The sequence below is a fragment of the Duganella sp. AC237 genome, assembly GCF_979254035.1.
In genome coordinates this window covers 1,474,556-1,500,474 of record NZ_CEEDEW010000003.1, presented here as the reverse complement: position 1 = coordinate 1,500,474, position 25,919 = coordinate 1,474,556, and the positions used below count along the sequence as shown (strand labels likewise).

Here is a 25,919-nt window from a genome sequence, read left to right as displayed (position 1 = left end):
TAGCCTAAAAGCAATAGGCAATCAATTCGCCGGACCCGGCCCCGGTCACACCAGCACCAGGTTATCCCGGTGCACCAGCTCGCGGCCCTCGACAAAGCCCAGAATGGATTCGATCTCGCTCGACGGCTTGCGCATGATGCGCCGCGTCTCCGCGCTGGTGTAGTTGGACAGTCCGCGCGCCACCGGCAACCCGCTCTCGTTCACGCACGTGATCACCGCGCCGCGTCCGAACTCCCCCTTCACCTCGACCACGCCGATCGGCAGCAGCGACTTGCCCTCGCCGGTCAGCTTCTGCACCGCGCCGGCGTCGAGCACCACCTGCCCCGCCGTGTGCAGGTGATCGGCCATCCACTGCTTGCGCGCCGTCAGATGCCCGGTCTGCGCCGCCAGCTCGGTGCCGATCGATTCGCCACCGGCCAGGCGCTCCAGCACATTATCCTCGCGCCCATAGGCGATCACCGTATGGGCGCCCGACTTGGCGGCCCGCTTGGCCGCCAGGATCTTGGTCAGCATGCCGCCGCGTCCCAGACTGCTGCCGGCGCCACCGGCCATCGCCTCCAGCGCCAGGTCGCCCGCGCGGCCCTGCTGGATCAGCACCGCCGCCGGGTCCTTGCGCGGATCGGCGCTGTACAAACCCTTCTGGTCGGTCAGGATGATCAGCGCGTCGGCCTCGATCAGGTTCGCCACCAGCGCGCCTAATGTATCGTTGTCGCCGAATTTGATTTCGTCGGTGACGACCGTGTCGTTCTCGTTGATGATCGGGACCACGCCCAGGCGCAGCAAGGTGGTCAAGGTCGACCGCGCGTTCAGATAGCGTTCGCGGTCGGCCAGGTCGGCGTGCGTGAGCAGCACCTGCGCGGTGCGCAGCTGGTGCGCGCGGAAGCTGGTTTCGTAGATTTGCGCGAGCCCCATCTGGCCGACGGCGGCGCAGGCCTGCAGTTCGTGGATATCGGTGGGCCGCTGCTCGAAGCCCAAACGCAGCATGCCCTCGGCGATGGCGCCGGAACTGACCAGCACCACCTGCTTGCCCATGCCGCGCAAGGCGGCGATCTGCGCGGCCCAGCGCGCGATGGCGGCGTGATCGAGGCCGCGGCCGTCGTTGGTGACTAAAGACGATCCTACCTTGATGATGATGCGCGTAGCTTTTTGTATGACGGAATTCATGGGTGCGACAGTCTCTTAACAGTCTTGTTACCTGCGGGACGTGAGTCCGGATCCCCGGCGCGAGCCAGGACGTACATTGCTGTTTTGCTGTGAAGTGCCGGGTGGATGACCCGTTCTTGCCGAAGCAGACGCCCGTCCCGGGGTGCGGGACGGCGCTGTTGTGGAAAGCATAAGCAGCGAATAGCTGATTATGCCGGTGATGCGGATTTTTATCGAGGACTAGTCGAGCTTAATCAGGAACTTAATCGAGAATTTTGAAACGGGGATCGTCCGGATCGATCGACGAAATGCCGCGCGCCTCCTCCGTCATTTGCGTTTCTTCCGAACGTTGTTCGGAATGACGCTTCTCTTCCAGGTGCATCTGGATCGCGTTGACCAGTTCCTGGGTGCCGTCGTGGCTCAGCGCGGAGATCTCGAACACGGGACCCTTCCAGCCGAACTTCTTGACGAAATCCTTGACGGTTTTCTTGCGGTCCTCTTCCGGCACCATATCGAGCTTGTTGAGCACCAGCCAGCGCGGCTTGTCGACCAGCGACTCGTCGTACTTTTTCAGTTCGTTGACCAGGGCCTTGGCTTCCTTGACCGGATCGACATTGGTCTCGAACGGCGCCAGGTCGACGATGTGCAGCAGAAGGCCGGTACGCTGCAGGTGGCGCAGGAACTGGTGACCCAGGCCGGCGCCTTCCGAAGCGCCTTCGATCAAGCCGGGAATGTCGGCGATCACAAAGCTCTTCTCGTGCGAGACGCGGACCACGCCCAGGTTCGGGTGCAAGGTGGTGAACGGGTAGTCGGCGATCTTCGGGCGCGCGTTCGACACGGCCGAAATAAAGGTCGACTTGCCGGCGTTCGGCATGCCCAGCAGGCCGACGTCGGCCAGCACCTTCAGTTCCAGGCGGATTTCGCGGCGTTCGCCTTCCTTGCCCTCGGTCTTTTGACGCGGTGCGCGGTTGGTCGAGGTCTTGAAGTGGATGTTGCCCCAGCCGCCCTCGCCGCCCTTGGCCAGCAGTTCCATCTGGCCGTGTTCGGTCAAATCGGCCAGGATTTCGCCGGAGGCGTCGTCGATGATCAGGGTGCCGACCGGCATGCGCAGGTGGATGTCGTCCGCGCCCTTGCCGTAGCAATCGGCGCCACGGCCGGCTTCGCCGTCTTTGCCGCGGTGCATCTTGGAGAAGCGGAAATCGACCAAGGTGTTGATGTTACGGTCCGCTACGGCCCAGATCGAGCCACCCTTGCCGCCGTCGCCGCCGTCAGGGCCGCCGAACGGGCGGAATTTTTCACGGCAAAACGAGGCACAACCATTGCCGCCGTCACCACCGATCACTTCAATTTTTGCTTCGTCGATAAACTTCATGATGTACCGCCATAAAACTAAAAAGGCTCTACCGTGGGCAGAGCCTTTCGATTGAAGGCTTGCGCCTTACAAAGGGGACAGCCGGGCGCGAACGCCTGGCCGTGAGCGTGATTTACGCTGGTACTGCAGCTGCTGGAGCGTTTGGTACGACGGTGACGAATTGCTTCGAACCTTCGCCCTTGACTACGAACTTGACCTTGCCGTCCACCAGAGCGAACAGGGTGTGGTCTTTGCCCATGCCAACACCTTCACCAGCGCGCACCGGGGTGCCGCGTTGACGAATGATGATGCCGCCAGCATTGATCGATTGACCGCCGTAGACTTTTACGCCCAGACGCTTTGACTCTGAGTCACGACCATTTCGCGTTGTGCCGCCGCCTTTTTTGTGTGCCATTTAAGACTCCTTGGATACTAATTCTCGGGCAAACGGTATTAACCGTTGATCGATACGATTTGGATTTCGGTGTAATTTTGGCGATGGCCTTGATGCTTCTGGTAGTGCTTACGACGACGCATCTTGAAAATCTTCACTTTATCGTGACGACCGTGTGCCACAACAGTAACCAGTACCTTTGCACCCTCAACCAGGGGAGCACCAAACTTGATGCTTTCGCCTTCGCCAACGGCGAGGACCTGATCGATGGTGAGTTCGGAACCAATGTCTGCCGGTATCTGTTCTACTTTAAGTTTTTCGCCAGCGACAACTTTGTATTGTTTGCCACCGGTTTTTATGACCGCGTACATGATTTGAAACCTCATCAAATGTTAAGAAAATTCCCTCCGCCGCCAGCGCAACAACATGCATGGTGATCGGGGAACCGCTGATTATACATGGGATGCCAATTGACGTCAAAAACTATTCACAAATGGCCGATGGCGTGGTATGTCGACAAGCTTGCATGATGGCGGGTGTTATCCGATTAACAAAGTAGTTGCCACAAACAAGGTGGCGCGCCCCTGCGGGCGGGGGCATGTCGTATAATCTCGGCACCAATAGTCCACTGCACAGGTTCGTCTTGTCTGCCGCCACCCACACCGCAACACAAAACAATATCGCCCACTCGATCGCCGCCGACATGGACGCGGTCAACTCGGTGATCCGCCGCAAGCTGCATTCCGAGGTCAGCCTCGTCAATCAGATCGCTGAATACATCATCAGCGCCGGCGGCAAGCGCATCCGCCCGGTCCTCGTGCTGCTGGTGGCGAACGCCTATTCCTACAAGGGCACCGGGCACCACGAACTGGCCGCCGTGGTCGAATTCATCCACACCGCCACCCTGCTGCACGACGACGTCGTCGACGAATCGTCGCTGCGCCGTGGCCGCGCCACCGCCAACGCGCTGTTCGGCAACGCCGCCTCGGTGCTGGTGGGCGACTTCCTGTACTCGCGCTCGTTCCAGATGATGGTCGGCCTCAACAACATGCGCGTCATGCAGATTTTGTCGGACGCCACCAACGTCATCGCCGAGGGCGAAGTGTTGCAGTTGCTTAACATGCACGATCCCGACGTCAGCCAGGAGCGTTATCTGCAGGTGATCCGCTCCAAGACGGCCAAGCTGTTCGAAGCGGCGGCCGAGCTGGGCGCCTTGATCGCCGGCGCCAACGACGCGCAAATCGCCGCCGCCGGCGAATACGGCCGCTCGCTGGGCACGGCCTTCCAGCTGATCGACGACGTGCTCGACTACGCCGGCGACGCCAATGAAATCGGCAAGAACGTCGGCGACGACCTGCGCGAAGGCAAGCCGACCCTGCCGCTGATCTACCTGATGGAAAACGGCACGCCGGAGCAGCGCGAGCTGGTGCGCACCTGCATCGAGCAGGGCGACGAGCAGCACTTCGACACGATCCTGGCCGCCATCACCAGCAGCGGCGCGCTCGACTACACGCGCCAGCAGGCCGAAACGGCCGCCCGGCGCGCCGCCGAAGCGATCGCCGACCTGCCCGACAGCGTCTACAAGGAATCGCTGCTGCAGCTGGCCGATTTCTCGGTCCACCGCACGCATTAAACGCCGCGTCGGCTACACTGGATGGGCCGCTGACGGCGCTTGGCGGATTACGGCGTTCCGCCTAATCCGCCCTACGTGTCTCCGTGGCGGCACACCTGGTCACGATGGCGGATGGATCCAGGAGTCACGTAGGGCGGATTAGCGCAGCGTAATCCGCCATAGGGCCGCCACCAGCATCATTAAAGCAGCTCCGACACCAGCTCCGACGGCCGGCACAAGCGCACGCCCTTCTCCGTCACCACAAACGGCCGATTGATCAATATCGGATGCGCGATCATCGCGTCGAGCAGCGCATCGTCGGACAACGACGCATCGGCCAGCTCCAACTCCAGATACAAATCCCCCTTGTCGCGCATCGCCTGACGCGCGGTCAATCCGGCCCTGGCGATCATCGCCTTCAACGCAGCGCGCGACGGCGGGTTCTTGATGTAATCGATGATCTCCGGCTCGATGCCGGCGGCGCGTATCGCCTCCAGCGTTTTGCGCGAAGTCCCGCAAGCGGTGTTGTGATAAATGGTGACGGTCATATGCTGCCTTCGAGCGTAAATTCAGAGGCAGCATTATCGCTTAAAACTTCGCCGCCAAACTGACACCGATCGCACGCGGCATCAAACGATAACCCTGCACGATCGACGCCACCTGCGGATGCTGGATCACCTTGTCGTTGTCGAACGCGTTCTTGACGAACACGCTGACGTTGTAACGGTCGAAGCCCATGCCTGCGCTGAAGTCGGCCGTGTGATACGCCGGACGCTCGTAATCCGTCAGCTCCGGATTGAGCGAACCCTTGCTCGATCCGACCCACTGCACGCCGCCCATGACGAACGCGCTGCGGTCCCCCAGCGCGAAGTTATAGCGCGCATTGAGCGCCGCGTTATATTTCGGTACGCCCTGGATCTGCGCCCCCGCCACCGCGCCGACCACGCCATTCTGGATGCCCTGGTCGTTCGACAGCTCGGCCTTCACATATCCGCCCGACGCGCTCAAGGTCAAGCCGGCGATCGGCTTGGCCTTGATGTCGAATTCGAAGCCCTTGCTGGTGGCGTCGCCGGCGTTGGCGTTATACGTGTACGCGCAGGTCGGCAGATAAACGCCCTGCTGGATGTTCTTCCACTTGATGTAGAAGACGTCGGCGTTGATCGTCAAGCGGTTGTTGAGGAAGCGCGACTTGCTGCCCACTTCGTAATTCCACAGGCTGTCCGACGCGTAGTTCGGCGGACCCTCGGTCAGGCCGTTCAACTCCAGGTCGGGACCGCAGGTGGTCGGCGGCACGAAGATGTTCGATCCACCGAGACGGAAGCCCTTCGACACGCTGGTGTACAAGGTATGGCGCGGATCGACTTCCCACGTCAACGCATACTTCGGCGTGAACGCGGTCGACTTCAGGCTCGCGCCGCTGTTGTTGCCGGCGCCAGCGAGGTAGTTGCCGTTGCGCTGTTCCAGATTCGAGCTGGCGCGCAGGTAGCGCGCGCCCACCGTGGCGTGCACGGTCGGCGTGAAGTAGTAATTGACCTCGCCGAAGATGGAAGACTGCTTCTCCTTGTAGTGGAAGGTGCCGGCGAACGAGTTATCGTTCGGGAAGGAGCCGGGACGCACATCGGGCAGCAGCTCGGGATCGTAAATGTCGAAGCCAAACTGCTTGAAGGTGTCGGTCACGCCGAAGATCGGATCGTTCTCGGTGATGTTGGTGTGCTGGCGCGAGAAGTACGTCCCCGCCAGCCAGGTCCAGGGCGACACCGCCGCGTCGTACGGACGCGAAGCCAGGCGGAACTCCTGCGACACCTGCCGCACCTGGTTGTTCAGATACACGGCCGACGGCAGCGCCGCGATGGCGTCGATCAGCTCCGGCGGCGCCTTGCCGCCATCGTTGGTCGACGTCAGGAAGGTCGACAGCGAATAGCTGTTATAGGCCGAGCCGTTCTGCGTGCGGTCGAACTTGCGCGAAAAGTAGCTGGTGGCCGACGTCAGGTCGACCGCGCCAAGATCCCAGTTGACGGTCACGCTGGGCGTGAGCAGCTTGTCGATGGAAGGCTCGCGCACCTGCTTCTGCGCCTGGTAGTTCGGCAGCTCGATGTTGAAGGCCGAGATGTCCTTCGCGTCCAGGCGCTGGTAGTAGATCGACGGCGTGATCGTCAGCGCGCGCGTCGGCTTCCATTTCAGCGCCAGGCGCAGTTCCTGGTCGCTGTACTTGTTGATGTCCTTGGCGAGCACCGCGCCGTCGCCGTCCACCTGGTTGATGTAGCCGCCGGTGTGCTGGGCCTGCACGCCGATACGCAGCGCCAATTCGTCCGCAATCAGCGGGATGTTGCCGACCACGTTGGCAGAGTAGCTTGGGCTGCCTTCCCTGGTGTGCGAGGCCTCGGTGTAGGTGGTGAACTCGCGCTCCTTCAGATCCGGCTCGTTCGGCACGAACTTGATGGTGCCGCCCATCGAGCTGGCGCCGTACAAGGTCACCTGCGGGCCGCGCAGCACCTCCACCCGGTCGATATCGAAGAACCTCGGTTCGACGTTCCCCATCGTGTAGACGTTGCCGACGGTGACAGGCGTATCGCCCAGGTAGACGCCGACGGTGGCCGCGCCGGCCGTGGAACTGATGCCGCGTATCTCGATGTTGGACGTGCCCGGCCCGGCGCCCCCGTTGCCGCTGGCGGCGGTGAAGGAGATGTTGGGCACCACGCGTGTCAGGTCGGTGATGTCGCGGATGTGCTCTTCCTGCAGCTGCTTGCCGGTGACGGCCGAAATACTCATCGCCACCTTCGCCGGATCTTCCTTGCGCTTTTGCGCGGTGACGGTAACGACCTCGATTTCGTCGGACTGCTTGACCGGCGCCTGCTGCGCGCCTACCGGACCGGCCAGCGCGGCCAAGGCGGCGGCGATGGAACTGCACATTATTTTTCGAGTGATCTTCATGCCTGCGCTTCTCCAGTCAATAGGGACGTGCCCCAGAATGATGCATTTTTATATATTAATCATCTTGTGATTTTTAACAAGCAAGAAACTTGCCAAAATCTTGTTGGCGGTGTCGTTGATCAGCCAGTCGGGCTATTTCGTAGCGTTCAGCTTCATGAAGGCGTGTCCCATCGTCCAGCCAGCGACTTGCTTCCCAAGGGTGTAGCCGGCTGTGGTGGCGTAACGGAAGTGCATGCCGCCGTAGATGCGCGCCTGGACACTCTCGCGCGCCAACGCGTCCACGTCGGCATAGTCGCGGGTCACATTGGTCACGATGCTATCCAGAGTAAAGCTGACATTGCCGGTGCCGAAATACAGGCGCAACAGCTCGCCCACGGCGCCGGCCGTGCACGAGTGCGCGGCCGGGTATTCAGGATGCGGCGGCGTCGGCAGGACCGGTTTCCAGTCCGGATCGCTCGCCGTGGCCGGATTGTCGTCCGTCTGCGCCAACGGGATGGCGCTGAGCGGGCGCCAGGCGTTGTAGTGGTATTTGGCGTCGAAACACGCGCCGATCGCATCGGTGTAACCGGAATAAAGGATCGCCATCAAGCGCGCAGCGTCGCCAACGTCGCCGGTGCTGCGCGCAAATCGTCCGAAATTTCTTGTGATGAACGTTTGCGGCGCTTCGGTGTGGAAGCGCGCCAGCTCCAGCTGCTCGGGGGTGCGCCGGCTGCTGAGTGTGCCGCCGTAGTCCTTCGTCTCATTGAAATCGGCCGCGTATTCGGCGCTGTCCAGGGCCGGTGGAGGCGGCGGCCGGAACTGGTCCATGCTGTTCAGTGTGAACGGGCGGATATGGGGAAAATAGCGGACCACCGGATTGCGCCCGCGATACTCCCCGGGTGCCGTGCCGGGGACGTATTCCGCCAGGACTATCGCCCGCCCGTCCGCCGCGCGCCGGGCAAGGACGGCGGTAGCGACTTCACTTCCCAATGCAATGCCGCGCGTCTTCGCAGCGCCGTCCGGCAACAAGGCCATGAAACTGTCGTACGCAGGACGATAATGGGCCGCGCGGTCGGGAAACAGCGCCCGCAGCACGCCGTATGCCGCCGCGCCGGTCGCCGCGTCCGGGGAGGCGCCGGAAAAATCGCCCTGAGGGAAAGCGTAGAGCGGCTGATAACGTCCCGTGATGGCGGACACCGCATCGTAGATCGCCACATGCATGGTCGCCATGTCGACCGAGAAAGCGGGATATTTCTCCGCTTCGGTGGTGGCTGTTGGAACGGTCGCGTTAACGTTAACGATCGCCGCACCAACCGCGTGCCAGTACGCGACCGCGTTGGATTTGTCCGGCGTCACGGTGACGTGGGGCGCACTTGCGCATCCGGCCAGGGCGCACACCAGCGCCAGCACAATACACCGCGACAGCTCAAACATGGGGCCTCCGACATTAGCGGGCGGCCGGGCGGCCACCGACCCCAAGGCTAATGTCTTTTTGATAATTTCGCAAGCCAATTATGCGAAACCCATGCCGGATGGCGGGCGTTTACGCCCGAGGTTCGGGCTGCGGTTTAATCAAGGAAGTCGGAATACTCGCGCTGCGCATAGCCTTGCAGTTTCTTCCACGGCGCCTCGGCGACGCCGGCCTGCGCCGTCACGTCCATGCGGCGGTAGAAGGTGCCGGCCTTGTCGCCGCTTTCGATCACCAGCGGAATCTGGCGCTGCTCGTCCCACAGCACGCGCTGGTAGACGCCGCCCTCCTCGCGCTCGCGCCAGCGCGCGCCGGCCACGCTGGAGGCGCGCGCGGTCACCGGCATGGCGCCCAGCAGGCGCGGATCGAGCAAATAGAAAGCGCGATCCCACGAACCGTCGAAATTGACGTTCTCGAATTCGGACGGCGGAATAGCGACCACCGCGCGTTCCTTGGCGTCGACGTATTCCACGCGCGGCGTCTTGCCGGCCAACGTCAGATGGCGCGGCAGCACGATGTGGTTGAAGCCATGGTGATGGCCTTCCTGCGGCGCGGCGCGCGCCGGCAGCACGCGCGCGCTCCACACATGGCCGGGGCGGCGCAGCATTTTTTCCTCGTAGCGCGATTCGCGCGTCACGCCGTCGGGCGTGACGGTTTTGCTGTAATAGGCGACCGTGAGGTCGAGGTCAGGGGCGACTGCCGGCGCGGCGGCCGGCGTGGCGGCCTGGCCGATCGCGGCGGTGGCCGCATAAGCGGCAACGGCCGCGCAAACGGCGGCCAGCGGCATGGCGAAACGAAAAATCTTCATGAAGCTCGATCAAAAAGCGCCGGCGCTGAACGCCGGCGCGGTTGCGTTGCGATTACAGGCCGAAAGCCGACTTGAGCAAGCCGAACACCTTGGTGTTGTCCAGCGTACCCTTGAACGGCTTGGCGCCGGCGCCGGTGGCGAACAGCTTGACGTCGCCGCCGCCGTGGGTTTCGCTCGACAGGCGCACGCCGGTCTCCTGCAGATAGTTGTCGGCCAGCACGGTGCTGCTGTCGAGGTCCGCGCGCGTGTTCACGCGGTTCGGACCGTTACCGAACACCAGGGTCGTGTAGGTCTTGCCGTCCGCATCCTTGGCCGGCTGGCCGTCGCGGTAGCCACGGTTGATGTCGAGGATAGGATTGCCGCGCTTGCCGTAGCCGTTGAACGCCAAGGTATGGTCGTGGTCGGCGGTGACGACGATCAAGGTATTGGCCAGCGTTGGATCGGTCAGCTTGGCCTTGGCCAGCGCAGCCTTGATGGCGTCGTCGAAGGCGATGGTGTCGGTCAGCGCGCGCTTGGCGTTGGTGCCGTGCAGCGCGTGGTCGATGCGGCCGCCCTCGACCATCAGGAAGTAGCCGTTGGTGTTTTGCGCCAGCAGGTCCATCGCCTTGACGGTCATCTCGGCCAGGCTCGGCTGGGTCGCGCCCTCGCCCAGCGGTGGCGTCGCCGTGCGGTCCAGCTCATATTCCAGATGGCTCTTGGTGCTGTACAGGCCGATGAATTTCTTGCCGCTGGCGGCGTTCATCTCGGCCTTGTTGGCGGCCACGGTGTAACCCTTGGCTTGCAGCTCGGTGAGCAGGTTGCGCCCATCCGCGCGGCCGGTGGTGTTGGCCGTGCCGAACGGCGTGAAGTGGTTGCGGCCGCCGCCCATGAGCACGTCGACGCCGTCGCCCAGCGCGCTGTTGAAGCCGGCGCCGCCGGGCACCAGCTGCGCCGCGATGTGGTACTGCGCGTTGCGGTTGCAGATGTGCGAATAGGTCGCCGCCGGCGTCGCGTGGGTCAGCTCGGTGGTGGTGATGGCGCCGACCGCCTTGCCCTTGGCCTTGGCCAGTTCCAGGATGGTGGTGGCCGGCGTGCCGTTGCCGGCGGCGCAGTTGTTCACGCCGAGGTTGCCGTTGGCGTCGCGGCCGGGATTGGTGGCGACGGTTTCGGGCGACATCGAGATGACCTCGTTGTTCATCTTCACGCCGGTCATGTAGGCGGCCATCGACGGCGCGCTGTCGGTGGTTTGGGCGTCGGCCGAGAAGGTCTTGATGCGGGCGGTGCGCTCGAGCGTGTCCATGGTCAGGCTGCCGTCTTCGCCGTACTTGTAGATGCGTGCGGCGGTGACGGTGGTCGGCCCCATGCCGTCGCCGAGGAAGAAGATGATGTTCTTGGCTTCGCCGGCGGCGTGGGCCGCCTGCGCGCTGGCCAGGGTCAGGGCCAGCGCGGCCGCGATTTTTGTGGGTTTCATGATCTGGTATCCGTTCAATGTGCGTTACAGGCCGGCGGCGGCCTTGACCAGGCTGTAGACCTTGGTGTTGTCGATGGTGCCGGTGAAGGTGTCGGCGCCCTTGCCGGTGGCGGCCAGGAACACATCGGTGCCGCCGTGGGTCTCGCCCCCGGCCGGCATGCGCACCACCGCTTCCTGGTGGTAGGTGTTGGAACCGGTGACGCTGTCGTCCAGGCTGGCCATGCTGCTGCGGCTGCCCTGGGTGCGGTTCTCGCCGTTGCCGAAGCCGATGATCGAATACGGCGCGCCGTCCAGATCCTTGTCGACCGCGCCGGTGACGTAGTTCTTCACCACGCCCAGCACGCCCGCGTTGCCGGCGGTGGTCTTGCCGGTGCGTTTGGCGTAGCCGTTCAGCACCAGGGTGTGGTCGTGGTCGGCGGTGACCACCACCAGCGTGTTTTTCAGCTCCGGATCGGTGACGCGGGCCTTGGCCAGCGCCGCCTTGATGGCGTTGTCGAACGCGACCATGTCCTGCAGCGCCTTCTTGGCGGTGGTTTCGTGCAGCGCATGGTCGATGCGGCCGCCCTCGACCATCAGGAAATAGCCCTTGCTGTTCTTTGCCAGCATGTCCATCGCCTTGGTGGTCATCTCGGCCAGGCTCGGCTCCTTGGCCGGATCGCGATCCAGGTCGTAGCTCATGTGGCTCGACGTGAACAGGCCCAGCAGGCGCTCGGTCTTGCTGGCGTCGATGGCGTTCAGTTCGGTCACGTTGCTGACGAAGGCGGCGTTCTTTGCTTTCATCTCGGTGATCAGGTTGCGGCCGTCGCTGCGCTTGCCGCCGTCCTTGACGGGGGTAAAGAACTGACTGCCGCCGCCCAGCAGCACGTCCAGGCCGGTGCCCAGGGCGCTGTTGTAACCGGTGCCGCCCGGGACCGAGGCGGCGGCGATATCGTTCTCCAGGTCGCGGTGGCAGATGTGCGAATAGGTCGCCGCCGGCGTGGCATGGGTGACGCGGGTGGTGGTGACCACGCCGGTGCCCAGGCCCTGCGCCTTGGCCAGTTCCAGCAAGGTGGTGGCCGGCGTACCGTTGTTGGCGCCGCAGTTGTTGCCCAGCTTGTTGCCGTTGGCGTCGGCCACCGGATCGACCGCCTTGGTGTTGGACGACATCGAGATCACCTCGTTGTTCATCTTCACGCCGGTCATGTAAGCCGCCATCGACGGCGCGCTGTCGGTGACCTGGGCGTCGTTCGAGTAGGTTTTGACGAAAGCCGTTTCCGGCAAGGTGTCGACGGTCAGCTCGCCGTCCTCGCCGACGGCGTAGATGCGCGCGGCGGTCATGGTGGTCATGCCCATGCCGTCGCCGAGGAAGAAGATCACGTTCTTCGGCGCGGCGGCCACCGGCGGGGTCACGGGCGTGTTGATCGGCGTGGAATCGCTGCTGCAGCCGGCGATCAGCGCCGCGCTCAGGCCGGCAAGGAGTATGGACGTGCGTTTCATGGTATCTATCCAGCTTCGTTTTAAAGCTTTGCAAGATAACAAGTTCGTGTGACACGCTGATGACGCGGTTGAAGCTCGTTTAAAAATCTGCTGTAATAACACCATGAGTCGGGGTGTGGCTCAGCCCGGTAGAGCGCTGCGTTCGGGACGCAGAGGCCGGAGGTTCGAATCCTCTCACCCCGACCAAAAATCCCTTTATAAAGCAAAGGGTTCTCGTCCCAGGCGAATGTGGCTTTGACAGATTTCTGCGCGTTAGTGGCAAATTAGTCGCTAAGCTTGTGGTCTCCCCGCAATACATATAATGCCGCCGCGTTCTCGGCGGGCAAAGCGGACGTACTTCGACGCGCCATGGTCGCGTGGCGGGGCAAGGGCAACTTGGCGCAGTTCGAGGAAGACTACTGACCGACATGCTTGGCCGGAGATACAACGAAGCGTTCGCAAACAACATTATCGGTCAGCTGCAGGGATTTGCAGCATATGTCTTGGCACCATTCATTCACGATGACCAAGGAAAGAGGAAAGACCTTCTAGGATCGTACGGCTTCGTACCCCAGCGGCATCGTCCGTTCAAGAAGCTAACGGCTGAAAAAAAACGAAGTTCGACGCGAAGGTGCAGAAAACCCAAGTACAAGGAAAGCCCTTGCCGGAGGCGCCGCGCGTAAGAATGGATACGATGAATGCGCGTGCAGAGGAAGTCGGAAGCAAGGTCATCATCTTCAGTCAGTCTATATGTTGACCGTGAATACGGCGGACGTCACGGAGCAATCCTAAGCTCGCCAACCTAATCGTAGCTGCAGCCCGCGACACGCCGTAATATGACATTAACTCCCACGTCACCTGCCGATAGCTTTGATAGTTGCAGAGCTGGTCGTCCAGGTAAAGTTCGCCGAACCCCCTGTTGGCAATATCAAGCGATTCGGTTATCTGTTTGAAGTTCGAGATGAACGCACACTTAGGCATCAGCAAGCAAGACGCAAACAGATTTGCCTGAGATTCCAGGCGTGCGACATCGAGCGTCATGCCGCTTCCATATCTTTCTAGTGAGAAGTCGCCTTCGTCACATGACTCTCTGGACATATACTTATGATGCGATAGGAAGTGATGGGCAAGTTCATGAGCTAGCGTAAATCTATCCCGCCCGCTGTTTGCGATGGCCTGCTCGTACAAGGTAATCTCCAGAGGCGAGAATGAGATTTGCCCCAGCGGCGGAAATCTGCCAGAAAACGCATTCCCAGATACACCGGTCTTAAGCACTAAACCGCATCGTGCCGTTTCGCGCTCGCAAATCGCCTCCAGCGGTATCGCATCTCCGCTATAGCTAATGTCGCGCAGAATCGAGAGGCTCATCTCCTCAAGATATTCTTGACTTAGAAATGGCACTAGTCTCTGCGGCCGCCCTCGACGGTTCCGTAGCGTAGCCAGTTCATCGGATGCTAGACCGGAGTCAGTAAGCATGCCATCAAAAAAATCCCAAACGGAATTGGTTAGTCCACCTGGCGACTGCATGTACATATCGAAGGTAGTGCTTACAAATCTCTCCGACGATAACCCCTCGAGGACATGCTCATCGATGGAGTGATGCCGCTTAAATGCAGTAACAGACGGCGAGCGATAAAGCTCCCATTTGAAATTCGAAGCATCAAAATAACGAAGAAGCGCAATTCCTTGGGCTTTGGCGTATTTCACAGTACCTTCTTGGAAAGGCGCGGTACTAGCTAATACACCTTTGGCATTCGCAGGCGCCACCTGCTGCACTTTCGCGAAAAACTCTTCGACATCGTCCACAGGAACAGAGTGTGTATAATTTTTACACTCAATAAGCGTTACCTGGGAAAACCGGTCGGCGCCGGGCAGACGAACCTCAACGGCGACATCAAAGATGATGTCCTTTTCCCTGGCTCTCGAATAGTACCCCTTCTTCCGAAAGACCTGACTCATACTGGAGTTTCCCCAAAACTGGCCGCTCTCAACAAACGAAGTAAAAAGGTCGAAAATCGATTTTTCGAGAATGTCGCCTTTAGTGGTTGTATTCTTGGTTATCATGAGTTCGTTCTTTGGTTGAGCAATTAGGTCCGTGCCAAGGAGTCTTCTACCAGGTGCAAATTAATCGACTGAGTTGGGCTGACGTCGTGCAAAAGCACAGGCGCCGGAGGCATGCTGCAAGCGAACTCTCGAGCCCAACTCTAATCCGTCGCAACTTGAAGAATCCGCCCCACACTCGATTGAAGGTTTTCTCTACTTAGGCCACGGTAGACGTAATAATCGGCCAAAACTTTGCGCCCGCGTCGACTAACTGGCAACAACTCACAGAGCAGCCTCGCTGCTTCGTAACGCATCAAACCGTAAAAACGGGATGGAATTTCTGTCAGCCGCTCAGGTCCATTCCACCCATCGATGCAAGATGGTTCTGGAAGCCGAGAAGCCCAATTAAGATCGAGAGCATCAATCTCCTGCCCGGCCGAAGAGTCCGCCTTCCTCCGCTTAGTCCCGGTCACTAAAGCCCTAAGGCTGAGCGCGGCGAGCAGAGGCTGCAAATCCCCTCGGCTTGACGGATGGGCTACATCCGTTATTAAACGAAGTACCGCTTGACCTGGCACCATATGCTCATGGGTGAAAAGGCTCCATTGTCTAAGACTGCCGGTAGTCACCCTCTTCGACGCGCTGCGCGCGGCTTTGATGTGCTCAAGGGCCGCACGGGTCACGAAATCCACGGTCGCATGAAAGTCTGTGGATTCCCCTGCGTGCCTGATGAGATGACCAGCTAAGCCGATTTGCTCGCGCGTCCAAGGCCCTTCGACCACGTCCTCACTCCGACGCCGCGGTGCTCGGCGCCGCTCATCCTTCGGATAGTCCCACCACAGGTTTCCCATATCACTCCGCAGCAATTCCAAATGTCGAGCACAAAGTCGGGCTTGACCGTCATGGTCGAAATTTTGGCGAAACAAAGTCAGTACCTCTTGCATCGCAGCCACCTATAAAAAGAGACCTTGGCATGATACCAACAAATGATCCGAGGAAGTCGACCCCACAATGCGCGCCTAAGCACACGCTGTCAGCGGCACAAAACGCTTTGTGCCTCAGAGAGGTGTAGAACAACTTGCAGTTGGCCAGTTCTGGAGCGGGGTAGGCTTGCCGCTGCAAATCTTTACCCAAACGAAAAATAGTTTGACTGCAACCAACTTTCCGTCTAAGTTATCATAAATTTAATTCGAAAATCCCGCTGCGGTCCCGAGTCAGGATGAGCGAGAGGTCCCCGCGCACGAACTACGGCTGATAGCAAATGATTTCTTTCAAGCAGGCAACAACCTTAAATGACATAGAGGGCGCCTACAAAAAACTGTTGGAAGAACCGTGCGCTTCGATACGCGTTCCAGGCGGACTGCGACACGGTGGAGGCTTTGGGATCCCTGCGGCGTTCATCCAGTTCTTGGCGGCTTGGTCTAGAGCCTGCGAAAACCCGCTTTTGAAGCTTTACGCATCGGATGCGCCCGAAGCGAACTTGGAAGCATTTGCGCAAGAACCCCAAGGTATGGCTGCGCTCTACTTCACGCCAAACATCGAATATTCCAATGCCGGTCCAGTACCTTCGAGGGTCGGTTTGGCTCATGCCATTCCCCGCATCGAAGCTATGCAACGTGGGAAATACCGTGAGACGATGCACGGCCGCGGAGCCTTTCTGGCCTGCTTCGCAGGCGCAACAAATGAATACCTGATGCCGTTGTACTCGACCGGAAAAAAGGGCTCACTTCGAGGACGTGAAGACTTCACACATCTTGCGGAACGGTTGATTGACTCATGCGCTCCGTCGGCTATGCGCAGCATCTCACCTGTTCAATTCCAAGCAATTTCAAACTTAATTTACGAACTATTTCGCAATACCGATGAGCACGCGCAGACTGATGAAAATGCTAAACGCTATCGCCGAAACATAAGGGGCGTGATGGCGAAGTTTGTATCACAGAGCAAGTCAACAATTGCTGCTGATAGCGCGGGCAAAGATGTGCCCCAAAACATTTTCATGCTAAGGACGTTATCAAATGCCCGCCTGGCAAAATCAGTAGATGGAGCTAGGGCGCGAGCAGTTGCCGATGCCACGTTTCTCGAACTGACAGTCTTCGATACGGGGCCTGGACTCGTTCGACGTTGGATGAGTAAGCATGCTCCTAACCAATCATTGGAAAACATAGATATCGACTCCGAAATGCAATACGTAAAAGAGTGTTTCGAGCGACACGCAACGACCAAGGATAGCGAAGAGAGTGGACATGGCCTAAGCTTGGTTGTTACTGCGCTTCGGGAGGTGAATGCGTTCCTTAGACTTCGTACTGGCCGTGTGTGCTTATACCAAGACTTTTCCTCCACATCTGCGACTTCGTTTTCACCAAGACACTGGCTACGCGAGCGCCCTGAATTAGAAATAGTGCCAGGCGCGGCATACTCAATAATCATCCCACTGTCGAGGGGTGAACAGTGAAAAACTATTTCGCATTCAGCTGCAACATCGCCCCGACCGGCAGCCGACGAAACTACCAATTTCTGTTCAAGTCACCAGGAACTTTGAAAGAGGGAGACCTCGCCGACGCTATAGAAAGTAGCGCCGGCCAGGGACTTTGGCCAGACGGTATCGCTATAGTTTGCGTTCAGTCAGAGGTAGCAGCGCTAACGAGCGCGCTACAAAGTTCTTCCGGACTCAAGCAGGCCATTGCTCGACTATCAAATAAAATTTCACTGTGCGTGTGCAGCGTCGATAGCGCCGGTAAAATACTGTTCAACAAAGCAGTTCACAATGCGATCAACGAAGACAAGGGCCACTTGCGCTCTGCGTCGAGCCGAATATTTTCCGCAGGCCTGCGAACGCTTTTCTCCGCGCATCATGTGCTCGTCAATGCTCCGCCCGGTTTCACCTTCGTAAAACCATCGGGTGAACGCTCCACACAGTTTCTCCGAGCGGAAGATGCCCTCAACGAAATTGAAAATGTTCAATTCCTGAGCTTAGCCCTGATGTCAAAGGTCAAGAGGCGTGAAGCTGACGTTAAAAGCCCCATCGAGGTGATATACATAGACTCAATGGCTATCGCATCAGTGGCGTACGCGCTCAGGGACCTGTACTGCGCTTTCTTTAACGTTCCCAGCCCTAGAGTTGTTAGCTTCCACTCACACGATGGTCTTAAAGACGTAGACTTCCCTCAGCTGGGAACTTCGTTGTGCATAATATCGGCCTCGTCGTCGATGCGGCTGCAGCAGCGATGGCTGGAGAAGTCACGTTGCCACCCCTCTGAGGTGGTCACATTACTGACAATGTCCAACGCAGAAAATTCATCTGACGCGCTCTACGCGATCGCTAACGGGTCGGCAGCCGCTAGCCTTCCGGACGGCTTAAGGGACATTCGAATGGCTGGCGAACGTTTCGCGCCGGAAGAGCTACTGCCTAAAAAGATTCTTCTTAGGAAGAAAATCCACTTTATCAACGAGGACGCAGATAATTGCTCTGAACTTTTCACGGGCGGCGTGGCCCTTACAGTTCAAGGACGAGGTCCAATCCCGACTTCCAAAGTCCGCCCACTTTTTATCAACGGCGCAGCACTGGGCGAACATCCGAAGTTCGAGGAATTTTTAGTCAAGCATCTTGAACAAAGCGTCCCGGCTTCGACTAAGGCAATCGTGCATCAAGACGATGCACCTTCTCTCGCCATTGCACAACGGTGTGCAGTAGAACTGCAGCGTATCACTGGGGCGTCCACCAAATTGCCGTTAATTGCGCAATCTCGGATTGACCATGCAGACCAAGAAATACACAAAACAGGCGCGCTGTTGATAATTGCTGCGGTAGTTGGAAGGGGAACTAAACTGCTGTCAATCAGCCGCGATTTGAGACCTAAACATACTGGCGCGCGCGTGTACATAATCGGCGCACAGATATCGGAGACCAAAGCGCAAGCGGTCACGCTAAAACGAAATTTAGAATTCTCAGCGACGCAGTCTTCAATACAAATTGTCGCTTTCGCCAGCGCGGCCATCGGTGCGTCGTTGCCCCTAGCCTATCGGGCGGAAGCTGACGCATTTGCCAAGCTGAGATTGGAATCCGTTGGTGCAGGCATATCTGGACGCTTGGCGCTCGTTTCAGGGACGCCTGAGGGTGTGGCCGCAGACGCAGTCCTCCCATCCGGTAGCGGTCTTGAGACCAAGCAGAGCCTCAGACCTGATTTCGCGTTCTGGAGTTTCGAGTATGACGAACGTACGCAGCATGCGCCCGCAGTCCTGCTCACCGTCGCGGCGATACTACAAAACGCTCGAGAGTCAGCCACAATTGAAAATGTTCACAGGCTAGGAACAGCGGCGTTCCAACAAGTCGTTCTGGACCCTGAAAATTTTGGACGGTACAACGACGGCATTATCCAGGCTGCTATCTTAAGAGCGGCGCTGCCCGGTGAACTGGACTACTCATCGGAGGCCGAGTCCAGCAAATACATGCTGGACCTCCTTACAAAGGTTTTCGTACAGAGCGCGCTCCCACAGGGGGAAGCAGCCGCAGACTTTGCATTAGCCTATTATTTGGACCGACTCAAGTTGACCCGAGAACACTCGAAGAAGCTTGTGGAACAGGTACGAGATGCGTTAACTGCCGACACGCCCCTCAACACGCTGCTGCGATTGCTATTGAAAATTGATTCCCCGGCTGCCGATGCAGATCTTCCCTCAGGTTTTTAATCTGTCGCCCTGATAAATCGGCCGGTCAATACAATCTGGACAAACCTGAGAAACCGAAAAAGACCGCCATGCCACTCCTACATTACACTGACCTAAACGCGGTCGTTTCAATCCTGAACAAGCCGGTGCTTCGATGTACCGACCTGAGATACCTCAACGACAAGACAGAATTTAAGCATGGTATAGAGCGACTACGGGAAATCTTCAAAACGGTCGGACCTGGCTTCTTTATAAACGAGGACCGAGTAAAAGATGCCGAACTCTACATAGCGAACGCGCTTGACCGCGCTGTCTCAGAGTTTTCACAATACAACCCATATTTCGTAATGTCACTTAGCCGCAGCACCGATTTATTGAGCCAATGGCGGGGCTACGGGTCGTACGCAATCGAGTTCCACGAAGATGAACTGATTCGACAGGTTCCGTCACTTAGTGAGTGCGTTTACGATGCTGGTGCCCAACGCCGGGTTGCGTTCGCTGCACTTACAGAATCACTGGCAACCGTTAGTCATGACTTCCAGCCGAACGATATCGTGGGCATAAAGGGGGCTGATGCAGTTGCAGAGCTTTACAGGGTGGCGTCCACGTTTAAAGATTTGGGCTTCGCAGAAGAGCAGGAAGCGCGACTGATTATCGACAAATTACCTGAGGCGGGAACTCAGTATCGGATACGGGGGCAAGTGCTCATCCCATACATAGAAATTCCTATCTCCTTAGACTGCATTAAAGCGATTCATGTCGGCCCAATGCCCGCGCAAGATGAGGCGATTTTATCCATGACCGGATTCTGTGAACGAGTCGAGAGGGATTGGCAGAGCGAATCCGCGAACATTGAGTTCTGGATAGAGATAATCAGCTCGAAAATCCCTTTCCGTGCTGGGTAAGCGACAGGTTAGAAGCCGCTATTGGTCGTCACCAGGAATCGTTGACAGCCACCTCCGAGCGGTCGTATCTCGACGTTTTACCGTCCCGTATTGTCGCTTCGAAAACTGGCGACATATCGCCCGGCGGCGCCACATACCATTTCGCACATACGTCCGCCAACCTACCGTTGATAGGCCGGGAAAGGAAGTCACTCATCAACGTGAGCGTGAGCATCTTGTCGTGCCGGTGTAGATAGGCGCCGGGAATATTTAAATCATTGATTTCAGTGACGGAGTCCTGGTGCCGCTTCATGAACATCAAAGGCGGCACTACAGAGCCATACACACTAGGCGCTAGTGCTTGTCCAAACAAGGGAGCACTGAAGTCAATCGTCCATCCATCTACTTCTACCCAACAATGAAATCCTTCTCCCGCAGCGACCACCTTTCCATCGATTTTCCGGCCATAGATTGCCACGAAGTTGGTCGGAGTACGGAGATTGTATCCAGCCACTCCAAGTAACGGACGGGCAGATTTCAGTCCGTGATGCTTGTCGAGCAAATACGCCCCCAGCATCCCAAAGTATGTGCAGGACTTCGTCTCGTCGCGGCATTCCACTTTCACGATGCCGTGGATGGTCTGAAATATACGCTGATAAGCTTCCGCAGAAATCGGCGGCGAATCTGGTCTGGAGTTGGATATCATGGTCAAGAATTTGAGAAGGTTAGAACTGGAAACCCTAGATTTAATTAATGTTCTTTGCGCGCTCGCCTAGTAGAAGCGCATACGCAGCGTTCGCGCGCTCGGCTTCGACCATCATTTGCTCTCGCTCTTCGCTGTCTAATTCGAATGTGTTTTCCGGACTGGCCCGCTGGACAATGGTTCTGCGCTTTTCTTCTATTGATTCCCAAGTCGAACTGGCGGTGGCTTGAAGAAGGCCATATGCAGCCTGGGCCGTCAGGTCGAACGCTTTCTTCGAAGATTTCAATTTCACAGGACCTGATTGGCGCGGCCCCAATTGCGACGCGACGACTGCATCTTGTGTTCCGCTAGATTGACGGAACAATTTAGGACCTGGCGTCGACTGCAAATCCAACTGAGCCTCTGGAGTTTCTAGAACTACTTCGATTCCCTTTGAATCGACGGCGGGAGCCAATGCTGTTAGTGCCAAGTTCACTTTAGCTAAAAGTGCTACGGCGCGGGGAACCTGCCGAAATCCAAGTTCCTGTTTCAAGGCACGCAGCGTTTTCGGGTCCTGCGACGCGCCGGCAAATGTGGTTTCAAGGTCGGCGATGGGACGTGTAAGAAATTTTGTGTGTGCGGGGCCGGGTTTTAGTTAATCGCGTTCGTGAAGCGTTCGCCAAACATGATGGCAAACTGGTTGGCCGCCAGCTTCCAATTCCGCTGCGGCATCTTCCAATCTTTTTCGATATTGCGCAAGGCCAGGAACAGCAGTTTGGTCGCTGCCTCGTCGCTGGGGAAGTGCCCGCGGTTCTTGACGATCTTCCTCAGACGCATATGCAGACTCTCGATAGCGTTGGTGGTATAGATAATGGTGCGCACCTCCGGCGGGTAGGCAAAGAACGGAATCACCTGCTGCCACTGGCGCCGCCACATGGCTGCGACGGTCGGGAATTTCATACCCCACGGCCCCGCCGCAAACTCGTCCAGCGCGCATACATGCTGATCACATGATCATCGAAGCCCGGCATGCGCCGCTGGCCTTTGGCCACCAATTGCGGCTCAAAGCTGGACAGGCGGTCACGTGGAATGTCGAGGTGCAGCTCTCCGCCCGGTGCCAGCACCTTCTTGGGCGTGGTGCCGTTTCTATGATTCTTGCTGGTCGCGTCCTCGTTGGCCAAGTGATGCGTCAATTCGGCCGCCAGCATTCACTCCGCCAGCATCTTCTTGAGCTGGCCGGCTAAGCCAGTCTCACCGAGGATCGACTCGGCGTTCTTGTCCTGAACCTGGGCCAGCAGTTGGTCGATCAGCTCAACTGGGAATGGATACGGCTCTTTCTTTTTGCGAGGTTTCTTCGTGGTCATCGTGTCGGTCATGGAACATCCCTTTCGGTATTATTTCATGACCCCGGTTCACACAGAAATTCTTACAGGCTCGAATGGTCAGCGCAGTACAATGTCTATTCCGATCTGACGTCGAAGGAAAATATGTTCGCCCAAGCCGAAGCATTCCAACAAGTTATTGTCTGCCTCTCCGTCCTCAGATATGCCATCGCTTCAAACTGCAAGAGGGGGAGAACTGACATCGCAATCGAAGCAGAAGATTTCTTTTGCGCGCTGCTAAACATTACACTCGGCTATGGGCTGAAGAACCTCAACCATCAAACACCAAATCATCCTGCAATCGATCTCGGATGCGAAACCCACCGTATCGCGATTCAAGTAACGGCAGAAAACACTTCCGGGAAAATCAAAGAGACCTTGACGACATTTTTTGCGGAAGGGTTCGAGGAAAAATACAGTCGTTTGGTCGTTCTAATACTGACCAGCAAAAAGAACTATAAATCGGACTTTACCAATGACAGCCAAGGCATACGTGAATTCGACATATGGGATATCGACGACCTTTTGGGGCTTATAGAACTCAGACGCAATGAGTTCGATTTCAAGGAAGTCGAAACACTGGTACGCCAGCAACTACCAAGAATCGTTCGCGCAGTCAGCCCGCCCGACAGCCTGCTGGACCGGCTAAATATGCTGGAAGGAACGCCAGCAACGCATGCATCGTCCTTCATGAAGCATGTAAGCGCAAGGTCCGAAGAAGAAGTAGCGATCAGGGTAGACATAGGCAGGCTATTCGAAGTCCTGAGGTGTGGGACATACTTGGCCATACGTGAGTATCTCTACATTCTACTTTCCAATGCGAAGGAAAGCTGGAGGTACGGGGAAACTTGGGAGGACTGCCCCCGCTATATCTCTCGCAACTGCCTGATCGCAGACACGCGCCGCTTCGGAACTGCGTACTATCTAAGCGATTTGGAAAGGGATTATATGATCGAAGACCTGTATGCTGCCGAGCTGCTAGTTCCACTGGAGGGCTATCCGAACTACGTGATGCCCAATTTCTCCAGTCGAGCCTTAGATGGAAATCTCCTTGAGTTTATCCGAGCGTATGTTCAGAATGATCCTTCGATACTGCGAAGAATAATTGTTGGGTTAGACTTTGGCTTACTGGACACGGTTCAATAGCATTGAGTGTGGCAGGAACGGGGCAATGGACCTCTGCGCTGGATAGCGACAATCGCCCATGCGGCCTAAGAATAAGGTGAGAACCGAAACGAGAGCAACGAAGGGGAAAACGCAATGTGCGTCAACTACATAACCGTAAGCCGGCAAATGTGTTTCGACTGGTTCCGCACACCTCTCGAAGTCACCGACGAATGGCGTGACGAAATCTACCGCGATTACAACGCGCCCTTCATCTTTCGTTATGAGCACGGGCGCCGAGCGCTCAAGGTCGGCGGGTACGGGTTTATCCCCCAACGCCACCGACCGCTCAAGAAGCTAACGAAGGAAGAGCAAGCGAAGGCCGATATGGCGATGGCCGCCGGGAACAAAATCCCAAAGCCGAAGCGCATCGCGATGGACACCATGAGGTGTACTGTCAGTAGTGGACACGTCCGCTTCAAGCAGCCAGCGCCTGTTTTCTGAAATTCTCGGCGAACGACGCCGGCGATACGTAGCCAAGGCGTGAATGGCGCCGCTGGCGGTTGTAGAAAATCTCGATGTACTCCTTGATTGCCGCTTCCGCGTTGGCCCGTGTGGCATACCCCTGATGATGAATCATTTCGTTCTTCAAGCTGCCCCAGAAGCTCTCCATCGGCGCGTTGTCGTAACAGTTCCCCTTGCGCGACATCGATGCCTGCATGCCAAACTGCGCGACCAGTTTGCGATAGTCGTCGGCGCAATATTGGCTGCCACGATCCGAGTGCAGAATCAGCCCTGGCGCCGGCCGCTTTGCGCGAACCGCGCGCCACAGCGCTTGCGCGGTCAACTCCTGCGTCATCCTCGGGCCGAGCGCGTAGCCCACCATCTCGCACGTGAAGACGTCCTTGATGCCTGCCAGGTAGAGCCATCCTTCGTCGGTGGCGACATAGGTGATGTCGCTGACCCAAGCTTCGTTCGGGCGCGTCGGGGCGAAGGTCTGTTCCAACAGGTTCGGCGCCACCGGGAAGCTGTGGTTCGAGTTTGTCGTGGCCTTGAACTTGCGCTTTTGCTTGCAGTGCAGGCCAAGCTCGCGCCGCAGTCGAACGATGCGATCACGGCCGGTGTCGAATCCTTGGGCGGCGAGCTCCGGCTGCAGGCGCAAAGGCCCGTAGGTTTCACGGGTCTGCAGGTGGGCCGCCTTGATGGCCACCTTCAATCGTTCATCGTCCTGTGCCCGCCGCGACGGCGGGCGAGCGAGCGCCGCATAAAAGCCGCTGCGCGACACATCGAAGACGCGGCACAACAGGCCAAGCGGGTATTCAAGTCGCACCGATTTCATGAACGCGTACCGGGCAGCGACTCCCTGGCAAAGTACGCGGTGGCCTTTTTTAACACGTCCTTTTCCATCCGCTCGACAGCAAGCTCCTTAAGCAGCTTGGCTACCTCGGCCTCCAGCTCCGCGACGCTGCGGCTCCCTGGTGGCGCCTTAGGGTCCGTGCCGCGCTTCGCCGCGCTCACCCAGTTGGCCAACGTCCCTTTGGGCATCGCGATGCGCTGCGCCGCTTCCTCTATCGTCAATCCCTGCGCCAGTACCAGTTTGACCGCTTCGGCCCGGAACTCCGGCGTGTATGTTGGTGATTTCATGTTTTCACTCCCTCTGACAAGTTTATCAAATGGAAGTGTCCATTAATGTCAGAGTAGCTCAGTCGAGGTTGACCAGGTGCTAGAAGACCGCGTCTCTAAGCGCGACGTTCCATATCGGATGTGGAAAGCTCGGAGACACCGGACTACTCCCCTCCCCTCGACCCGGCAGCTCTCTCCCAGCAAGCGAAGGAGGTCATGCGTGCCATGAAGAGCGTAAAGCTTGAGGAAGGCGCCTTCAGCTCGTTGGGCGTGACCTGGGCCGATATCTCGGTCTCTCCAGACCGGAAGGAACGTGCGCTTCTGCTGGTCGATAGATTCGCTCATGAGCTTCACGTCTTGGACGCAATATTCGAGAACGCCCACCCGCCCTTGCCTACGCTCCGCCGCAACACGCCGCGAAGCCGGTAGTAAGCGGAACTGTTTTACTTTGCATGGGCAACGCTACTTCGTCCGCATCCAAGAACGGATCACGCAAGAGCTGGTGCCACCACCTCTACCAAAGCCCCTGCGCGCCTGGGCGCGCCAGCCAGCGTGGGAATACCGTTCGCCTGAGTATCGCTACATCCCTACGGGGAAATTATACGCATCTATCGTTGACGCTGCGACCTACTACGAAAGTTACAAGGTCGAGGACACCGTCCGCGGGACGATTCAGATCAAGGTACGAAAGACGGTTCGTTGGGTCGCGGATGCGGCCCTCCGTCGGAACGTCGAAACGAGGTGCGAGCGGAGCGCGAGCTTGCCCGCCATAAGAAAGCGCAAGAGTGCGACGCTGCCAAAGCAAACAAGGACGCACTTCTGGCCAAGCTCGCCGCGTTCGAGAAAATGGCAAAGGACCTGGACCGTGCCAGGTCGCTTCGCCGCTTTATGGAAGAGGTCGCTGCGAGCAAAATGGCGCCGGCTGACCTCGTTGACGCCTTGGAG

At 58.2% G+C, this 25,919-nt stretch carries 22 protein-coding genes, 1 tRNA gene and 1 pseudogene; 7 read left to right on the top strand and 17 right to left on the bottom strand.

Annotated elements, in window-relative coordinates; genetic code table 11:
• Nucleotides 1–45: 45 nt before the first annotated feature.
• The 4 genes from proB to rplU form a co-directional block, all read right to left on the bottom strand.
• A complete protein-coding gene (proB, locus tag AC0IYS_RS07145; protein ID WP_471704523.1) occupies nt 46–1,164 on the bottom strand; it encodes a glutamate 5-kinase in 1,119 nt (372 codons plus the stop codon).
• A gap of 241 nt (nt 1,165–1,405) precedes the next feature.
• Nucleotides 1,406–2,515, bottom strand: coding sequence for a GTPase ObgE (gene obgE / locus AC0IYS_RS07140; RefSeq protein ID WP_090316161.1), 1,110 nt, complete (start codon nt 2,513–2,515; stop codon nt 1,406–1,408).
• 112 nt (nt 2,516–2,627) lie between these two features.
• On the bottom strand, nt 2,628–2,909 hold the full coding sequence (gene rpmA, locus AC0IYS_RS07135; RefSeq protein WP_090316164.1) for a 50S ribosomal protein L27: 282 nt from the start codon (nt 2,907–2,909) through the stop codon (nt 2,628–2,630).
• Nucleotides 2,910–2,947: 38 nt separating this feature from the next.
• Nucleotides 2,948–3,259 carry a 50S ribosomal protein L21 gene (rplU, locus tag AC0IYS_RS07130; RefSeq protein ID WP_008445658.1) on the bottom strand — a complete coding sequence of 104 codons (312 nt, stop codon included), beginning with the start codon at nt 3,257–3,259 and terminating at the stop codon, nt 2,948–2,950.
• A gap of 272 nt (nt 3,260–3,531) precedes the next feature.
• Between rplU and ispB the strand changes: the two genes are divergently transcribed.
• Nucleotides 3,532–4,521 carry an octaprenyl diphosphate synthase gene (gene ispB / locus AC0IYS_RS07125; protein ID WP_471708810.1) on the top strand — a complete coding sequence of 330 codons (990 nt, stop codon included), beginning with the start codon at nt 3,532–3,534 and terminating at the stop codon, nt 4,519–4,521.
• Nucleotides 4,522–4,700: 179 nt separating this feature from the next.
• On the opposite strand, the gene arsC is transcribed toward ispB, so the two are convergent.
• The 6 genes from arsC to AC0IYS_RS07095 form a co-directional block, all read right to left on the bottom strand.
• Nucleotides 4,701–5,048 (bottom strand): arsenate reductase (glutaredoxin), encoded by a 348-nt coding sequence (gene arsC / locus AC0IYS_RS07120; RefSeq protein WP_471704522.1) that lies wholly within the window; start codon nt 5,046–5,048, stop codon nt 4,701–4,703.
• A 40-nt stretch (nt 5,049–5,088) separates the two neighbouring features.
• Nucleotides 5,089–7,410, bottom strand: a complete 2,322-nt coding sequence (locus tag AC0IYS_RS07115; protein WP_471704521.1) for a TonB-dependent receptor — start codon at nt 7,408–7,410, stop codon at nt 5,089–5,091.
• 153 nt (nt 7,411–7,563) lie between these two features.
• The gene (locus tag AC0IYS_RS07110) at nt 7,564–8,844 is read right to left on the bottom strand and encodes a vanadium-dependent haloperoxidase (protein WP_471704520.1); all 1,281 of its coding nucleotides are present in this window, start codon (nt 8,842–8,844) and stop codon (nt 7,564–7,566) included.
• Nucleotides 8,845–8,978: 134 nt separating this feature from the next.
• On the bottom strand, nt 8,979–9,686 hold the full coding sequence (locus AC0IYS_RS07105; RefSeq protein ID WP_471704519.1) for a hypothetical protein: 708 nt from the start codon (nt 9,684–9,686) through the stop codon (nt 8,979–8,981).
• A gap of 52 nt (nt 9,687–9,738) precedes the next feature.
• Nucleotides 9,739–11,136 carry an alkaline phosphatase gene (locus tag AC0IYS_RS07100; protein WP_471704518.1) on the bottom strand — a complete coding sequence of 466 codons (1,398 nt, stop codon included), beginning with the start codon at nt 11,134–11,136 and terminating at the stop codon, nt 9,739–9,741.
• Between the two features lie 24 nt (nt 11,137–11,160).
• Nucleotides 11,161–12,612, bottom strand: a complete 1,452-nt coding sequence (locus tag AC0IYS_RS07095) for an alkaline phosphatase (RefSeq protein WP_471704517.1) — start codon at nt 12,610–12,612, stop codon at nt 11,161–11,163.
• 109 nt (nt 12,613–12,721) lie between these two features.
• Here AC0IYS_RS07095 and AC0IYS_RS07090 point away from each other — a divergent pair.
• A tRNA-Pro gene (locus AC0IYS_RS07090) sits at nt 12,722–12,798 on the top strand.
• A 534-nt stretch (nt 12,799–13,332) separates the two neighbouring features.
• Here AC0IYS_RS07090 and AC0IYS_RS07085 read toward each other — a convergent pair.
• On the bottom strand, nt 13,333–14,655 hold the full coding sequence (locus tag AC0IYS_RS07085; protein ID WP_471704516.1) for an ImmA/IrrE family metallo-endopeptidase: 1,323 nt from the start codon (nt 14,653–14,655) through the stop codon (nt 13,333–13,335).
• 1,237 nt (nt 14,656–15,892) lie between these two features.
• Between AC0IYS_RS07085 and AC0IYS_RS07080 the strand changes: the two genes are divergently transcribed.
• From AC0IYS_RS07080 to AC0IYS_RS07070, 3 genes are all read left to right on the top strand, one after another.
• Entirely contained in the window at nt 15,893–17,086 is a 1,194-nt protein-coding gene (locus AC0IYS_RS07080; protein WP_471704515.1) for a hypothetical protein, read from the top strand.
• Nucleotides 17,083–19,320, top strand: a complete 2,238-nt coding sequence (locus AC0IYS_RS07075; protein ID WP_471704514.1) for a hypothetical protein — start codon at nt 17,083–17,085, stop codon at nt 19,318–19,320. The genes AC0IYS_RS07080 and AC0IYS_RS07075 overlap by 4 nt, the downstream gene beginning before the upstream one ends.
• Before the next feature lie 68 nt (nt 19,321–19,388).
• A complete protein-coding gene (locus tag AC0IYS_RS07070; protein WP_471704513.1) occupies nt 19,389–20,204 on the top strand; it encodes a DUF2971 domain-containing protein in 816 nt (271 codons plus the stop codon).
• A gap of 28 nt (nt 20,205–20,232) precedes the next feature.
• Here the strand turns inward: AC0IYS_RS07070 and AC0IYS_RS07065 are convergent, their stop codons facing one another.
• The 5 genes and pseudogenes from AC0IYS_RS07065 to AC0IYS_RS07045 form a co-directional block, all read right to left on the bottom strand.
• Nucleotides 20,233–20,889, bottom strand: a complete 657-nt coding sequence (locus AC0IYS_RS07065) for a DUF2026 family protein (protein ID WP_471704512.1) — start codon at nt 20,887–20,889, stop codon at nt 20,233–20,235.
• A 40-nt stretch (nt 20,890–20,929) separates the two neighbouring features.
• A complete protein-coding gene (locus AC0IYS_RS07060) occupies nt 20,930–21,418 on the bottom strand; it encodes a hypothetical protein (RefSeq protein WP_471704511.1) in 489 nt (162 codons plus the stop codon).
• Between the two features lie 98 nt (nt 21,419–21,516).
• Nucleotides 21,517–21,855, bottom strand: a pseudogene (locus tag AC0IYS_RS07055) (transposase); the annotation flags it as partial.
• Complete coding sequence (locus tag AC0IYS_RS07050) at nt 21,822–22,073, bottom strand: transposase (protein WP_471704510.1); 252 nt, start codon at nt 22,071–22,073, stop codon at nt 21,822–21,824. The gene AC0IYS_RS07050 and the pseudogene AC0IYS_RS07055, both read right to left, overlap by 34 nt.
• Nucleotides 22,074–22,241 (bottom strand): hypothetical protein, encoded by a 168-nt coding sequence (locus AC0IYS_RS07045; RefSeq protein WP_471704509.1) that lies wholly within the window; start codon nt 22,239–22,241, stop codon nt 22,074–22,076.
• A gap of 111 nt (nt 22,242–22,352) precedes the next feature.
• Between AC0IYS_RS07045 and AC0IYS_RS07040 the strand changes: the two genes are divergently transcribed.
• On the top strand, nt 22,353–23,393 hold the full coding sequence (locus tag AC0IYS_RS07040; protein ID WP_471704508.1) for an SMEK domain-containing protein: 1,041 nt from the start codon (nt 22,353–22,355) through the stop codon (nt 23,391–23,393).
• Between the two features lie 114 nt (nt 23,394–23,507).
• Entirely contained in the window at nt 23,508–23,855 is a 348-nt protein-coding gene (locus tag AC0IYS_RS07035; RefSeq protein ID WP_471704507.1) for a hypothetical protein, read from the top strand.
• On the opposite strand, the gene AC0IYS_RS07030 is transcribed toward AC0IYS_RS07035, so the two are convergent.
• Nucleotides 23,830–24,995, bottom strand: a protein-coding gene (locus AC0IYS_RS07030; RefSeq protein ID WP_471704506.1) for an IS3 family transposase whose coding sequence is annotated in 2 segments (ribosomal slippage) — nt 23,830–24,719 and nt 24,719–24,995 — 1,167 coding nt in all. Because the reading frame shifts where the segments join, the coding sequence is not laid out codon by codon here. The genes AC0IYS_RS07035 and AC0IYS_RS07030 overlap by 26 nt on opposite strands.
• Nucleotides 24,996–25,919 lie beyond the last annotated feature (924 nt).